10 protein-coding genes are annotated in these 14427 nt (G+C 52.9%); 5 read left to right on the forward strand and 5 right to left on the reverse strand.

Annotated features, from left to right (window positions below; translation table 11 throughout):
* Nucleotides 1–13: 13 nt before the first annotated feature.
* The 3 genes from CX650_RS02995 to CX650_RS03005 all read right to left on the reverse strand — a co-directional run bounded on the left by CX650_RS02995 (nucleotide 14) and on the right by CX650_RS03005 (nucleotide 2959).
* Nucleotides 14–976: a DmsE family decaheme c-type cytochrome gene (locus tag CX650_RS02995; protein WP_101094990.1), complete on the reverse strand. Its 963-nt coding sequence runs from the start codon at nucleotides 974–976 to the stop codon at nucleotides 14–16.
* A gap of 823 nt (nucleotides 977–1799) precedes the next feature.
* Entirely contained in the window at nucleotides 1800–2012 is a 213-nt protein-coding gene (gene rpmE / locus CX650_RS03000; RefSeq protein ID WP_025009259.1) for a 50S ribosomal protein L31, read from the reverse strand.
* A 125-nt stretch (nucleotides 2013–2137) separates the two neighbouring features.
* Nucleotides 2138–2959, reverse strand: coding sequence for a FimV/HubP family polar landmark protein (locus CX650_RS03005; RefSeq protein ID WP_157822985.1), 822 nt, complete (start codon nucleotides 2957–2959; stop codon nucleotides 2138–2140).
* A 240-nt stretch (nucleotides 2960–3199) separates the two neighbouring features.
* Here CX650_RS03005 and priA point away from each other — a divergent pair, with 240 nt between their 5' ends.
* On the forward strand, nucleotides 3200–5395 hold the full coding sequence (priA, locus tag CX650_RS03010) for a primosomal protein N' (protein ID WP_101094992.1): 2196 nt from the start codon (nucleotides 3200–3202) through the stop codon (nucleotides 5393–5395).
* A 54-nt stretch (nucleotides 5396–5449) separates the two neighbouring features.
* On the opposite strand, the gene CX650_RS03015 is transcribed toward priA, so the two are convergent.
* On the reverse strand, nucleotides 5450–6127 hold the full coding sequence (locus CX650_RS03015; protein WP_101094993.1) for a DedA family protein: 678 nt from the start codon (nucleotides 6125–6127) through the stop codon (nucleotides 5450–5452).
* 291 nt (nucleotides 6128–6418) lie between these two features.
* On the opposite strand from CX650_RS03015, the gene argS reads away from it, so the two are divergent.
* From argS to hslU, 4 genes are all read left to right on the forward strand, one after another.
* A complete protein-coding gene (argS, locus tag CX650_RS03020; protein ID WP_039034830.1) occupies nucleotides 6419–8164 on the forward strand; it encodes an arginine--tRNA ligase in 1746 nt (581 codons plus the stop codon).
* Nucleotides 8165–8167: 3 nt separating this feature from the next.
* On the forward strand, nucleotides 8168–8737 hold the full coding sequence (locus CX650_RS03025) for an SPOR domain-containing protein (RefSeq protein ID WP_101094994.1): 570 nt from the start codon (nucleotides 8168–8170) through the stop codon (nucleotides 8735–8737).
* A gap of 226 nt (nucleotides 8738–8963) precedes the next feature.
* Nucleotides 8964–9488: an ATP-dependent protease subunit HslV gene (hslV, locus tag CX650_RS03030; protein ID WP_025009255.1), complete on the forward strand. Its 525-nt coding sequence runs from the start codon at nucleotides 8964–8966 to the stop codon at nucleotides 9486–9488.
* Nucleotides 9489–9509: 21 nt separating this feature from the next.
* Nucleotides 9510–10835: an HslU--HslV peptidase ATPase subunit gene (gene hslU, locus CX650_RS03035; protein WP_101094995.1), complete on the forward strand. Its 1326-nt coding sequence runs from the start codon at nucleotides 9510–9512 to the stop codon at nucleotides 10833–10835.
* A gap of 70 nt (nucleotides 10836–10905) precedes the next feature.
* Here the strand turns inward: hslU and CX650_RS03040 are convergent, their stop codons facing one another.
* Nucleotides 10906–14361 carry a S8 family serine peptidase gene (locus tag CX650_RS03040; protein WP_101094996.1) on the reverse strand — a complete coding sequence of 1152 codons (3456 nt, stop codon included), beginning with the start codon at nucleotides 14359–14361 and terminating at the stop codon, nucleotides 10906–10908.
* Nucleotides 14362–14427 lie beyond the last annotated feature (66 nt).

Raw genomic sequence — 14427 nt, forward strand, 5'->3', positions numbered from 1 at the left:
TCAACACTCCTGCTTAACGGGACAGCACACTGCCGGCTGGATGATTAGAACCATGGATTTGGCTGTGGCAGTTCAAACAACTCTTGCCGGAGCCAAAAGCGTTAATACCACTTTGAGATACAGCTCTTGAGGCATGACCATCGTCGGCATGGCATTGTTGACATAACTGGGGTACCCGGGCTTTCAACAAGGCTTCGTTCACACTGCCGTGAGCGTTGTGGCAGTTGGCGCAGTTTTCCACCACAGGAGCATGTTCCCACAATACAGGGCCACGCTTGTCGGCATGACATTCATAGCAAGTGGTATTGATACTGCTCTGTTTCAGTGCACTTTCGGTCAAGGAACCATGAGGGTTGTGGCAATCGATACAGGTCATCTGATCCCACTTGAGCGGATGGGATGAACGCTTGCTCATATCGGCCTTGGCACGGGTATGGCAGCTGGTGCAGGCCTCGTTGATCCGCAAAGGATTGAGCATGGGGTCTTCGGCGGCATGCACCTGATGGCAATCGGCACAGGCTACCTGCTCCAGATTATGCAAACTGTTGTGCCAAGCCATCTGTTCCGTATTCTGGTGACAATCAAGGCAAACACTATTCTGACTTTCAGCTGAGAGTTTGGACTCCGGGCCGAAGCTTATCATAGGCTCCTTACCGCCACGGTTATGCTTACCCATGGGGCCATGACAAGCTTCACATTGAAGTCCAGCCATAGGTAAACGGCTATTATTCATCCCGCCATGGGTTCCTTTAAACAGCGCCATAACTTTGGGATCTTTTTTATGGCACATCAGACAGGAGTCTGCGCCTTTAGGGGAATATTTCCCATCACTGAACTTTTCAGCTAATTGCTGTTCAAGCTCGGTTGCAGTTAAATTATCCCAAGGGGTAGCCTGAACAAAAGCAGTTGAAAACAATAAGACAGCGCTTAGCGCATATAGGCAAAAACTCCAGCCTTTATTGATAGATTTAATCATTCTCCGGCCTTTATTATCTATTTCACTTAAAAAGGAGACCGTTTTCTCCCAAACACAATTCTAAGGCATTCACTTTTCGAATTATCAAATGTTGCATTTCCATATTTCAAATTTGGGATGAACATACAAAACAACACAACAATATGACACCGATCACTCAAAATCACATCATAACCAATAAATGCCAATAAATTGACTAAAGATAACACCTTGAATAACAATTAAAAAAAACAAAGTCGTTAACCAAATGGGTAGAGGTTGAAATAATTAACGAAACAAAATGTAACAACGAAATAGTTGCATAATAATTGCATGATTGATATGAATCACAATTTAAAAAGACTCAAAAAATATGTATTATTAAAACATAAACAACGAATATGAGAATGAAAATCATATAGGACATATATTATTTCAATTATTGATAAGTATTTTATTATTTAATAAATAACTTTATTTTCAGGATTAGGAATAAGAAAGGTTTTAACAAGTTCCATCAGCACTCTGAGTTAACTTGTCGGATGGGATAAAAAGCATGCAAATAAGAGGTATCACTCCCGTAAATATTGAACATAAGGAAGCTGTGAACAAGTCCCATGTGTGCCCTGCATCGGCTACTGGATGCAATGCGTGGCTCACTGCAATTCCCCTGGAACCCAGGGTGTAACACTTACATCTCTAGATAACAGGCCCGACGGCAAACACTACTCAACATCAAACTCTCATTAACCAGGAAGCCTCCGAACTGAGTCACAACAGCATGACTCCTGAAGCAACAAAAAAGGCGTCCCATGGACGCCTTTTCGATTGGTTGCAGTGGCAATTACTTCTTGCCCAGCATACCGAAACGCTTGTTGAACTTGTCGATACGACCACCGGTATCAACAACTTTCTGAGTACCAGTGTAGAAAGGGTGACATGCACCGCAAACGTCCAAGTGCAGAGCTTTGCCTGCAGTAGAGTTTACTTTGATGACATTGCCACAAGTACAAGTTGCAGTGATTTCTGCGTATTCAGGATGGATACCTGGTTTCATTGGGGTTACCTCAAGTTAAGGCCATGTCGCTCTTCCAACCCGAAGTCGGACACCACATGCGGTTAATATCAAAAGTTCAGGGCGCAGAATAGTACAGTATCTGCCCAGCGCTGACAAGTAGGTGACTACATCTGCTCGAACTTTTCTTTGGCCGCGGCTTTATCCTCATAGGACTGCAGCAAGCGGCTACTGGGGCAGTGCAGCTTGGCATCACTGCGAAGGTTGCGGATATTACCGCGGCTGAAGGCCTTGGGATTGGCCTCAAAAATAGCCAGCATGGCGCCATAGACATGGGTATGGTTGTTCTCGGCATAGCGGCTGGCCACCCGCCAGAGGGTTTCCGTACCATCGAAATCCAGCATGCATCCCGGCTCACGCTTCTCAATTGGCGGCGCCTTCACCTGTGAGTCTGGCGCGGCAACGGCTTGAGAGGCCGAGGACATACCAGGACTTTGAGGCTCGGCATCGGCTTGAACGGCGACCTCTTGAACCCTTTGAGCTTGAACGGCTGACAATTGCACAGCTTCGCTTGCTCCTGTTGTGGCTTGCACTGCAGCCCGCTGTGACTCACTCGGCATCTGCTCACCAAAGACCCGGGCACGGTTGGAACGCAGCGCCACAGGCACCGATGTATCGAACAAGGGCAAGCGTTTGAGTTCATGCCAGCGATTGATTCGGTATTCCCGCACCAACAATTCTGCCTGCTTGTCGGTCACTTCATCTATCCCCAGCAGCAACACCATGTAACGGTTAATGGGTTGCACCATGAGTTTTTCCGCCGCACCTTGCTGCCTGACAATAAACTCCAGCCGAGTCATATCCTCACTGTCGGCCACCACATTGACCTTGAGCATGGGCAGGTGCCCAAGCTCAAACATTCTTTGATTGATACTGACATGGGCGGTTTCTGCTCTGGTAACAGACGTTAGCAACATGAGTACAAGCATCAGTAAACCCGCTCTCATCCCTATCCTCTCTGTTTGATTTTAAATTACCCAGTTTAAGCTATCCGGCTTGGATCCTCGGGCTTAGGTTCTCTGGTTTAGGTTCTTTGGTTTGGATTCGTTAAGTCAGCAAATTCAAGCTGCGGTTTTTGCAGCTTTTTGTTTCCGGGGCTGGTTCTCTCATTCTAGCCTGAGTAAACTGACGGGCAACATGTGCCGTGATCATTTGCGAAAATTCTGACTATGCCGCAGTTTGTCGAAGTTGCCCTTCCCGTTCCCATGCGGCAGAACTTCAGTTACCTGATGCCCAAAGCCTGTCCCTGGCCACTCGAGCCGGGGATGCGGGTGCGGGTGCCCTTTGGCCGCCAGCAACTCATAGGCCTGGTGACAGGCCTGAGTGATGAGTGCGAACTCGAGCCCAAACAACTCAAGCCGGTATATCAAGTGCTGGACAGCGCGCCATTGCTGCCACCGGCGCTGTACCAACTGACCCTCTGGGCCGCCAGATACTATTTCTGCAGCCAGGGGCAGATGTTGACCCAGGCCCTACCGGTAGCGCTGCGCAAGGGTGCAGATGCCGCGCCGGAGAAAATCAGTTATCTGTGTCTGACCAGTGCGGGCCAGGAGGCCACGCTGGAGTCGTTGAAACGGGCTCCCGCCCAACGCAAACTGCTGCAACAGCTCAAACTGGGGGAACTGACCACTGAAGAGGTCAATGCACTGGAGCTGAGCAAGAGTGCCATCAAGGGGCTGCTGGACAAGGGCTGGGCCGAGCAGAGAGAGCGGTCAGTCAGCGCCAATCTTGAATGGCGGCAAAAGCTTGAACTGGGGGAAGAACCCCACAGACTCAACCCAGAGCAAGCCGTGGCGGTCGCCAGCCTCAATGCCCAGAGCGGCTATCAGTGCAGCTTGCTGGAAGGGATCACAGGCTCAGGCAAGACAGAAGTCTATCTGGCGGTACTGGAAACCATACTCAAAGCAGGTAAACAAGCGCTGATCCTGGTGCCGGAAATCGGCCTGACGCCGCAAACCATTAACAGGTTCAAACGCAGATTCAAAGTCACGGTTGCCGTGATCCATTCCGGCCTGACCGACAAGCAGCGCCTCGACGCCTGGCGCCTGGCCCGCAGTGGCGAGGCGGCCATCATAATCGGCACCCGCTCGGCGCTGTTCACTCCCATGGCCTGGCCCGGGATCATCATTCTCGATGAGGAACACGACAGCAGTTTCAAACAGCAGGAAGGCGTGGGTTATCACGCCCGGGATCTGGCCGTCATGCGTGGCCACCTGGAGCAGGTTCCTGTGCTGCTGGGCAGCGCGACGCCGTCGCTGGAGAGCCTGCAAAACGCCCTCAGCGGCCGCTATCAGCATCTAAAATTGGGAGAGCGGGCCGGCAATGCCCTCAAGGTGCGTCAGGGACTGATAGATATCCGCAACCAACCGCTGCAGGCGGGCATGTCGCAACCGCTGCTGAACGAGATGCGCCTGCATCTGCAGGCCGGTAACCAGGTGTTGCTGTTTCTCAATCGCCGCGGCTTTGCCCCAGCCCTGCTGTGCCACGAATGTGGCCATCTGCATGAGTGCGATCGCTGTGATGCATTTTTCACCCTGCACCAATCACTCGGCGAAATTCGCTGCCACCACTGCGGCAACCAATACGCGATTCCACGCCAGTGCCACAACTGCGGCAGCACCATGTTACAAGGCCAGGGCATAGGCACGGAGCAATTGGAGGCGGCGCTCAGCAAGGAGTTTCCCGAGTATCCCGTGGTGCGAATCGACCGGGATACCACCAGCCGTAAAGGCTCGCTGGAACAGCACTTAAGCGCTATTCATCGCGGCGAATACAAGATATTGGTAGGCACCCAGATGTTGGCCAAGGGACATCATTTTCCCGATGTCACCCTGGTGGGGCTGCTGGATGTGGATGGCGCCCTGTTCAGCGCCGATTTTCGAGCTCCAGAGCGATTCGGCCAACTCTATACCCAGGTAGCAGGTCGCGCCGGTCGCGCCAACAAGCCTGGCACTGTGCTGCTGCAGACCCATCAGAGCGACAACCCCTTACTCAGGGACCTGCTTCACAGAGGCTATGGCGAGTTTGCCCGCAGTCAGCTCAATGAACGCCAGCAGGCACTATTGCCCCCGGCCTGGCATATGGTGCTGATCCGCGCCGAATCACACCGCGCCGAGGATGCCGATGCCTTTCTGGCAGCCTTCGCCGCCATGTTACCCATGGACAAGGATTTTGAAGTGATAGGCCCGCTGCCGGCGCCGCTGGATCGCAAGGCGGGCAAGTATCGACGCCAGTTGTTGGCCCAGGCCAAGGATAGACGCAGGCTGCAACAGGTGTTTGAACAGCTGTTACCTCAGGCCGAACAGCTGCCCGAGGCCAAGCGCTGCCGCTGGAGTCTGGATCGAGATCCGCAGGATCTGCTGTAACTGATAAGAGTCCGCAGGATCTGCTCCAATTCCCTTTAACAACTTTAATCCGGCTCAGAATTGACCGTGAGGCCCCTGCTTATCCTGCGGCTTGCGCAGCAACTTATAGGTCAGCCAACTGCCGAGCGCCAATACCAGAGTGATCACCGGCGCCGCCATCAGCGCCATGGTCAACAGCTTGCTGATCCGCTCCGGCAGAAACGGCATCATATAGCCCAGTGATACCAACAGCCCCACCCAGAAGAAGGCGCTCAGGGCCGCAAAAAAATAGAAGCTCTTGATACAGGCCATGCGCACGCCCATCACCAAAGGCAACAGCGAACGCACCAGCGGCAGAAAACGGGCACAGAAGAGTGCCACCAACCCATGGCGAGCAAGGAGTTTATCCACTGCCGCCAGGCTGTCGGGCGGCACCTTGTAGACCCAGCCCTGCACCTTGGGCAAACGATTGAGCAGCCGCCCCTGAACAAACGCCAAATAACTGCCGGCTGCAGCCGCCACAAACAACAACAGAAACACCAGCCAAGGGTTGAGGATCCCCATCCCCGCCAGGGTGCCTGAGAGGATTACCACACTGTCACAAGGCAAGGGGGCCGCCGGCAGCAAAGCACTCTCCAGGAAAATAAAACTGAAGATGCACACATAGATACTCAGGGCGATACCCGGAGCATGCAGCGCGGTAAAATCCTGTTGCCAAATGGCTTGTAACACTGTGGTGATGGAGTCCAGCATCTATATCTCCATTGAAACTATCGACACATACCGATGGCAAAATCGGCACTTGGGGGAAGACAGAATCGACATCATACTCCCCAAAAACGAAAATCAGTGATTCTTAAAAAAAGATTCATCCATCTTTATCAATAACAGTGATCTTAAAAGGTCACAGGCAACAGCAAACCCAGACAACAACAAAATTTGCTGATAAAACCATACTGGTGATAGCAATGTTACTGCCGAAAGCGCTAGAATGTGCGGTTATTCCCCTTTTAACCTTTATCAGTCAGTGTCGATAAAACGCCAATGAAATCACATATCCAATCTTTGCTTGAACAGACAGTAGCCACTTTGAAACAACAGGGGTTGATCCCCGAAGAGACTGCGCCAAGGATTCAGGTAGACCGAACCAAGGATAAGAGTCACGGCGACTTGGCCACCAACCTGGCCATGATGCTGACCAAGGCTGCCGGCAAACCACCTCGGGAACTGGCACAACTGATCATCGACAACCTGCCTGCCTCAGGCCATGTGGCCAAGGTAGAGATAGCCGGCCCCGGCTTTATCAACTTCTTTATAGATGACAATGCCCTGGCCAAACAGCTGCAGGCGGCACTGGCCGACGAGCATCTGGGTGTGAGTCTGCCCAAGTCGCAAACCGTGGTAGTGGACTACTCCTCCCCCAACCTCGCCAAAGAGATGCATGTGGGCCACCTGCGCTCCACCATCATTGGCGACAGCGTTGTGCGGGCGCTGGAGTTTCTCGGTCACAAGGTGATCCGCCAAAACCACGTCGGCGACTGGGGTACCCAGTTCGGCATGTTGCTGGCCTATATGGAAGAGCTGCGGGCACAAAATGGCGAAAACGCCAACCTGGAGCTGTCGGATCTGGAAAGCTTCTATCGCGCTGCCAAACTGCGTTTCGACGAGTCGGCCGAGTTTGCCACCCGCGCCCGCCAGTTGGTGGTCGAGCTGCAATCCGGTGACGAGTACTGCAATAAGCTGTGGCGTGAGTTCAACGATATCTCTCTGAGCCACTGCCATGACGTATATCAGCGCCTGGGCGTCAGCCTGACCCGCGCCGATGTCCATGGTGAAAGCGCTTACAACGACGATCTGGAACAGGTAGTCAAAGATCTGGATGCCCAAGGCTTGCTGTCTGAAAGTAACGGCGCCAAGGTAGTATTCCAGGAAGAATTCCGTAACAAAGACGGTGAAGCCCTGCCGGTGATCATTCAGAAGGCCGATGGCGGCTATCTCTATGCCACCACAGACCTGGCGGCCATGCGCTATCGCTCGGGTACCCTGCATGCCGATCGCGCCCTCTACTTCGTAGATCTGCGCCAGGCGCTGCACTTCCAGCAAGTGTTCAGCCTGGCCCGCACCGCAGGTTTTGTGCGCCCGGAAATGACACTGGAACACATGGGCTTTGGCACCATGAACGGTGAAGACGGCCGCCCATTCAAGACCCGCAGCGGTGGGGTGGTGAAACTGGTGGACCTGCTCGATGAAGCCAATGTCAGGGCGCTGGAGCTGGTACGCAGCAAGAACCCCGACATGGACGAAGACACCCTGGCCGAAATCGCCCGAGTAGTCGGCATCGCCTCGGTGAAATACGCCGATCTGTCGAAGAACCGCGCCAGCGACTATATCTTCAGCTTCGATCAGATGCTGAGCTTTGAAGGCAACACAGCGCCATACCTGCTGTACGCCTATACCCGGGTTGCCGGGATCTTCAAGCGGGCCGAAGATGTGGATCTGAGCAATGCCGTTATCGCTCTGGAACACGACAAGGAAAAAGAGCTGGGCAACAAGCTGGCCCAGTTCGGTGAAATCCTTGCCCGTATGGTCGACAAGGGCCAACCCCATGTACTTTGTGGTTATCTGTTTGAACTGGCCGGCGCCTTCTCCAGCTTCTACGAAGCCTGCCCCGTGCTGGCGGCCGATAACGAAACCCAGAAGCACAGCCGTCTGCTGCTGTCTCAGTTGACCGCCAAGACCCTTAAGCAGGGCCTGTCACTGCTGGGTATCGAGACTCTGGAGCGCATGTAATCCATGGGACGCGATTACGCCAATAGCAAACCCAAGCCCCGCAAGCCAGCCAAGCGAGGCGCTCGCAAGCAACCGCAGCCCAGGCAAGGCTTTCCTGTGCTGTTGCTTGTGGTGGTAGTGGCCGTGGTGGCCGGCTTTGGCTATTTCCTCTGGAGCCTGAAGAGCAGCGCCCCCGAGGCCGAAGTGGTTCAACCTCAGCCACAGACTAAGCCGGTGCCACAGAAGAAAGACCCCAACGCCTTGCCGCCCAAGCCCAAAGAGGAGTGGACCTACCTCAAGGAGCTGGAAAACAAACAGGTAGAAGTGGATCTGCCGGAAGAGAGCAACAAGCCATCTCGCCCTTATCAGATGCAGTGCGGTTCCTTCCGGGTGCAATCCCAGGCCGACGAGATGAAAGCCGTGATCGCCTTCCAGGGGCTTGAAGCCCAGGTGCGCAAGGTGCAAGGCACCAGTGGTGTCTGGTACAAAGTGGTACTCGGCCCCTATGACAGCAAGCGCGATGCCGAGCGGCAGCGCCACGTGCTGCAAAGAGCCGGTCTCAACGGCTGTATGATCTGGTTCTGGGAAGATTAAACTCCCCTCCTCAATTTAAAGGCTGCAAACAATGAGATTTGCAGCCTTTTTGTTTTTCAGCACGAAAGCCGCTGCCTGGCACTTGATATTCCTGTCCCCAACCCCATATAGAAAACTATTACCTCATTAGTTGGCCTTGCTGTGCCCCAATGGGCCGTTTCATGCAGCAGACCCTGGGGATTTGACCCATGACGGACGCGCCGTCCGCCCGAGAAGAGGATCTATCGTGACCACTATCGTATCTGTACGCCGTAATAATCAGGTTGTTGTCGCCGGCGACGGCCAAGTGTCTCTGGGCAACACTGTGATGAAAGGCAATGCCCGCAAAGTACGCCGCCTGTACCACAATAAAGTATTGGCCGGTTTTGCCGGTGGCACCGCCGATGCCTTTACCCTGTTTGAACGCTTCGAGGCAAAACTGGAAATGCATCAGGGGCATTTGATGAAGTCGGCGGTCGAGCTGGCCAAAGACTGGCGCAGCGACAGAGCCTTACGGAAACTCGAAGCCATGTTGGTGGTGGCCGATCATGAAAGCTCACTGATCATCACAGGTAACGGCGATGTGGTGCAGCCGGAGCATGATCTTATCGCCATAGGCTCAGGTGGCAACTATGCCCAGGCCGCGGCGTTGGCGCTGCTGGAAAACACCGAACTGGGTGCCCGTGATATTGCCGAGAAGTCGCTGACCATAGCCGGCGATATCTGCGTATTTACCAACCAGTTCAAGACTATAGAAGAACTGAATTACTGATCCCGAGCGTGAGGAAGCATTATGTCTGAAATGACACCCCGCGAAATCGTCCACGAACTGGACGCGCACATCATAGGCCAACAGAAGGCCAAACGCTCTGTCGCAGTTGCCCTGCGTAACCGCTGGCGCCGCATGCAGCTGGATGCCGGTTTGCGCCAGGAAGTGACCCCGAAGAATATTCTGATGATAGGCCCAACCGGTGTCGGTAAGACAGAGATCGCCCGCCGTCTGGCCAAGCTGGCCAATGCGCCTTTCATCAAGGTTGAAGCGACCAAGTTCACCGAAGTGGGCTATGTGGGTAAGGAAGTGGAGCAGATCATCCGCGATCTCACCGACGCCGCGGTCAAACTAACCCGCGAGCAGCAGATGAAGAAGTGCCGCTCCCTCGCCGAAGAAGCCGCCGAGGAGCGGGTTCTCGATGCCCTGCTGCCCAAGCCAAAGAACGAATGGGATCAGGAAACCGAGGACAAGTCCCACACCCGCCAGGTGTTCCGCAAGAAACTGCGTGAAGGCCAGTTGGACGACAAAGAGATCGAAATCGATGTCTCGGCGCCGCAAATTGGTGTCGAAATCATGTCGCCTCCCGGCATGGAAGAGATGACCAACCAGCTGCAGAGCCTGTTTCAGAACATGGGTCAGGGACAGAGCAAGCGCAAGAAACTCAAGATCAAGGATGCCTACAAGCAACTGGTCGAAGAGGAAGCCGCCAAGCTGGTCAACCAGGAAGATCTCAAAGAGCAGGCCATTGAGCTGGTCGAGCAGCACGGCATAGTATTCCTCGATGAGATAGACAAAATCTGTAAGCGCGGCGAAACCTCAGGCCCGGATGTGTCCCGCGAAGGGGTACAGCGTGATCTATTGCCGCTGGTGGAAGGCTGCACAGTCAACACCAAGCACGGCATGGTAAAGACAGACCACATTCTGTTTATCGCCTCCGGCGCCTTCCAGATGAGCAAGCCATCGGATCTGATCCCCGAACTGCAGGGCCGTCTGCCGATTCGGGTCGAGCTGGATGCCCTGACCGCCTCCGACTTCAAACGGATCCTCACCGAGCCCCACGCTTCGCTCACCGAGCAGTATGTGGCCTTGATGGGCACCGAAGGAGTCAGCATCGAATTTACCGAGTCGGGTATCGACCGCATCGCCCAGGCCGCCTGGCAAGTCAACGAACGTACCGAAAACATCGGCGCCCGTCGGCTGCACACTGTGATGGAGAGGCTGATGGAAGACATCTCTTTCGAGGCCAGCGACAAGTCCGGCAGCAAGTTTGTTATCGATGCCGAATATGTCGATGCTCACCTGGACAACCTGGTTCAGGATGAAGATCTGAGTCGCTTCATTCTGTAAGCCGGTCTTAACACTGAAAACAAAAAAAAGCCGCCTTAACTAAGGCGGCTTTCAATACAAACCCAATAGGTTACTTACCTTTTCCTTTGCGGCTTAACTCAGGGGTCACAGTGATAAGTTCAGAGCAGATATTGCTGCCGGCTTCACATACCTTGTATTCAAAGCTTTCGGCACTGCTGTTGAAACGTTCCTTATAGCTGCCTCTATCTCGGGTACTGTCGATCAGTTGACCATCACGATAAATGTCGATAGCTCGGGCTGACGAGCCATTCCAGTTCAAGTTGACATTCACCTTGCTACCGTCTGTACTGCCGGCACCACTGAGGCTGATAGCCGCGGCAACACTCACCTGCTTGCTGATGCTGTGACTGGCGCCACTGTTGTCTGTCACTGTCAGCGTCACCTCATAGCTACCACCAGAGGCATAACTGTGGCTTGGATTGGCCAGTGATGAAATATTGCCATCACCGAAGTCCCAAGCCCAAGCGACCACTGCCCCATCATTATCACCGGAAGCATCGGCAAAGTTCACATCCAGATGATTCACCTGGAAGCTGAACTCAGCGCTCGGCAACTCATTCACAGGCGCGGCTTCCACTGTCAAAGTTACCAGGGCCACACCATTGGCAGCCTGGCTATCGGCTGCGCTGGCCGTCACTGTATGCTGCCCCACGCTCAGGCTGTTGGTGCTAAAGGACGCGCCTTGACCAATCAGGCCATCCAGATCGGATGTCCACTCCAGGGTATTAGCTACATCACCATCTTCCGCATCGTTGGCAGAGCCCATAAAGGCCACAGTGTCACCTTCAATAACGCTGCTGCCACCCACTGGAGCAAGGATATTTACCACAGGAGCCTGGTTGTCAGGAATACCGGCGTCACCATCATGGGTAAAGCTCAGTGCCCAACGGTTTAGCCAACCGGAGTTACCACTCCATTCATCTTTGATGATGAGTTGCCAAATACCAGCAGCCATTTCACCGTTAAACTCTACCGGATAGAAGGTTTTCACCAGATCGCGATAGTATTCATCTGAACCTTTGCGATCAAATATCTCAACCCGAGTGCCATCAGGCGACACCAGATGAATCAACATGTCATTGGCTAAGCTATGTTGGATATCGACAAACAAGTTCATATCTTTGATTTTCAGTCCAAGAGGGACTTCAATCTCAGCAACTATTGTTCCCATATCAAATATCGGTTGACGGTTCGTGTCCTCATAGGAAACAAGGGTACCGTCACTAACAATGTACAGAAAGAACTCACGGCTGCTCACCACACCTTGACTGTCAGAGGCTGTCACTGTGATCTGGTGAGTCCCCTGGCTCAAATCCGAGCGGGAGAAGTTTCCACCTGTGCCGATTTGACCATCAAGGCTGGAAGTCCACACCAGTGAGGCACGAACATCACCATCTTCTGAGTCGGTTGCATCAGCAACGAAATTGACTACATCACCCGGCAAATATAGAGCATTTTGCAGGTTAGCACCTATAGTCACTGTAGGAGGCAGATTGGTACCAGGCTGAGATCCACCTGTAACATCCATGCTCCAACTTTTGAGAGTACCGGTATCACGGAATCCTGAATCTGTGACGTGAAGAATCCAATCACCTAAAGCCTCTTCCAGATCAAAGTCTTCCACTGCATAACTGGCTACCAGGTTATCAGCACTGCCGCCGGTACGATTATGCAGGGTAACTGTGCGACCGCTGGGCGAAGTCAAAGTCACCAGCAAATCACCTATATAGGTATGTGCTATGTCCAGATTGACCACGAGGTCCGTCAATGTCAGGTTGATTGGTACATTGATTACGCTACTTACACCATCGGCATTGTCATCGGGGATCGCCAGCGGATTTTCATTGCTATAGGTAGTGCTGAACGTACCGGCAGGATACACCAGCAGACTGACATCGATACTCTTGTGGATATCACCATCAACTGCATTAATAGTAATGATGTGATTGCCCAGAGTAGTATTGGCATCTGTGGAGACTGTCATTGTGGTGCGACCATCGGCCGGTACTGTGTTACTGGAGAAGCTCACCGCTGCATTCAAGCCCGCTGGCAGATCGGCACTAAAGCTGGCATTGCCGTTATAGCCACCCACGGCGTTCATGTCGATATCGAAAGTCACAGACGAGTCTTGGTTCACTGTGCGACTGGCAGGACTCACCAACAGATAATAACCAGGACCACCGGCACCGGCCATGTTCAAGGCACTCTCCAGGTTCAAGCGCTTACCTGTCACGGTTTTACCTTCCAATGCGGCAATGGGGTCACCGGAAGACATTAGGATATTCTTGACATCGGCCGTAGTCAGGGTTGGATCGGCAGCCAAAATCAAGGCGGCAGCCCCTGCCACATGGGGAGTCGCCATGGAAGTCCCGCTCAGGGTATTGTAATCACTCCCTGGAACAGTGGAATAAACATCCGAGCCTGGAGCCCCCATATCAACCGTATTAAGCCCCCACTGAGAGAAGTAAGACATTTCATCATCGCGAGTGGTGGAAGCAATGGCCATCACGTTCGCTACATCATGGTTGGCGGGCCAGCTGTCATTGACATCATTATCAATCGCATCATTACCGGCCGCGGCGACAAACAGAATATCGGCATTATTGGCTGCCGTAATAGCATCTTCCAAAGCCTGGCTGAATGAGCCACCGCCCCAGGAGTTGTTCAACACTCGGATATTTACGCCACGGTTTTTCAAATCAACCATGTAATCAATACACTGAATACCATCTGCCGTGGTACCACCTTGGCTACCCAGGAAAGAGCAACCTACCATGGCAGTATTCCAGTTGACCCCAACCACTCCCGAGCCATTATTGCCGGTCGCCCCTATGGTACCTGCGACATGAGTACCATGGTAATGGGTATCCTGCGGATTGCCGTTATCATTAATGGCTGAAATACCGTGAATATCATCAATATAACCGTTGCCATCGTCGTCGATACCGTTATTGGGGACTTCATTGGGATTCACCCAAATATTGTCTCGCAGATCCGGGTGAGTGTAGTCAAAACCTGTATCTATCACCCCAACGACTACCTCTCGCGAGCCCATTTCCATCTCCCAGGCCTGCTCCGCATTGATTTTTGGCATACCCCACAACTGACCGTAGCTTGGATCGTTGGGGATAACCGAAGGATAAAATCTGTGGTTGAGTTCAGCGTATTCGATGTGGGGGTTATGCTTGAGCCGTTCCACCATAGCGCGGGCATCCAGCCCCCGGGGAACTGTCAATTCAGCCAGTCGACCCTTGGCAATATGGCGAAATCGATCATCAACGCCATCATGGTTTTTATCTTTGAATGAAGAACCGAATTGAGCCATTAACTGCTTACGGTCCGCTTTCTTTGCGGTTTCTTTGAATTTAACAATAACAGAGGCATTATCGAAGTCTTGTTTGGGTTCCAGTTTCTTGGCGGCAAGTGACGGAACCGTCACTGCCATCAGGGAAGTAGAGAGCATGGCCAAAGTCAATCGGCTCAAGCGAGTATGCGGCTTTCTCATTTGTAGTCTCCTGTGATTAAGAGTGCTCGCTATAATCGTTATGTATGCGAACACATACAATCTAGA

The sequence above is a fragment of the Shewanella indica genome (assembly GCF_002836975.1).
In the GTDB taxonomy this organism is placed as follows: Bacteria; Pseudomonadota; Gammaproteobacteria; order Enterobacterales; family Shewanellaceae; genus Shewanella; species Shewanella indica.

Coding starts and splice junctions, on each gene's coding strand:
- CX650_RS02995 (WP_101094990.1), bottom strand. CDS start 976: ATGATTAAATCTATCAATAAAGGCTGGAGTTTTTGCCTATATGCGCTA.
- rpmE (WP_025009259.1), bottom strand. CDS start 2,012: ATGAAACCAGGTATCCATCCTGAATACGCAGAAATCACTGCAACTTGT.
- CX650_RS03005 (WP_157822985.1), bottom strand. CDS start 2,959: ATGCTTGTACTCATGTTGCTAACGTCTGTTACCAGAGCAGAAACCGCC.
- priA (WP_101094992.1), top strand. CDS start 3,200: ATGCCGCAGTTTGTCGAAGTTGCCCTTCCCGTTCCCATGCGGCAGAAC.
- CX650_RS03015 (WP_101094993.1), bottom strand. CDS start 6,127: ATGCTGGACTCCATCACCACAGTGTTACAAGCCATTTGGCAACAGGAT.
- argS (WP_039034830.1), top strand. CDS start 6,419: ATGAAATCACATATCCAATCTTTGCTTGAACAGACAGTAGCCACTTTG.
- CX650_RS03025 (WP_101094994.1), top strand. CDS start 8,168: ATGGGACGCGATTACGCCAATAGCAAACCCAAGCCCCGCAAGCCAGCC.
- hslU (WP_101094995.1), top strand. CDS start 9,510: ATGTCTGAAATGACACCCCGCGAAATCGTCCACGAACTGGACGCGCAC.
- CX650_RS03040 (WP_101094996.1), bottom strand. CDS start 14,361: ATGAGAAAGCCGCATACTCGCTTGAGCCGATTGACTTTGGCCATGCTC.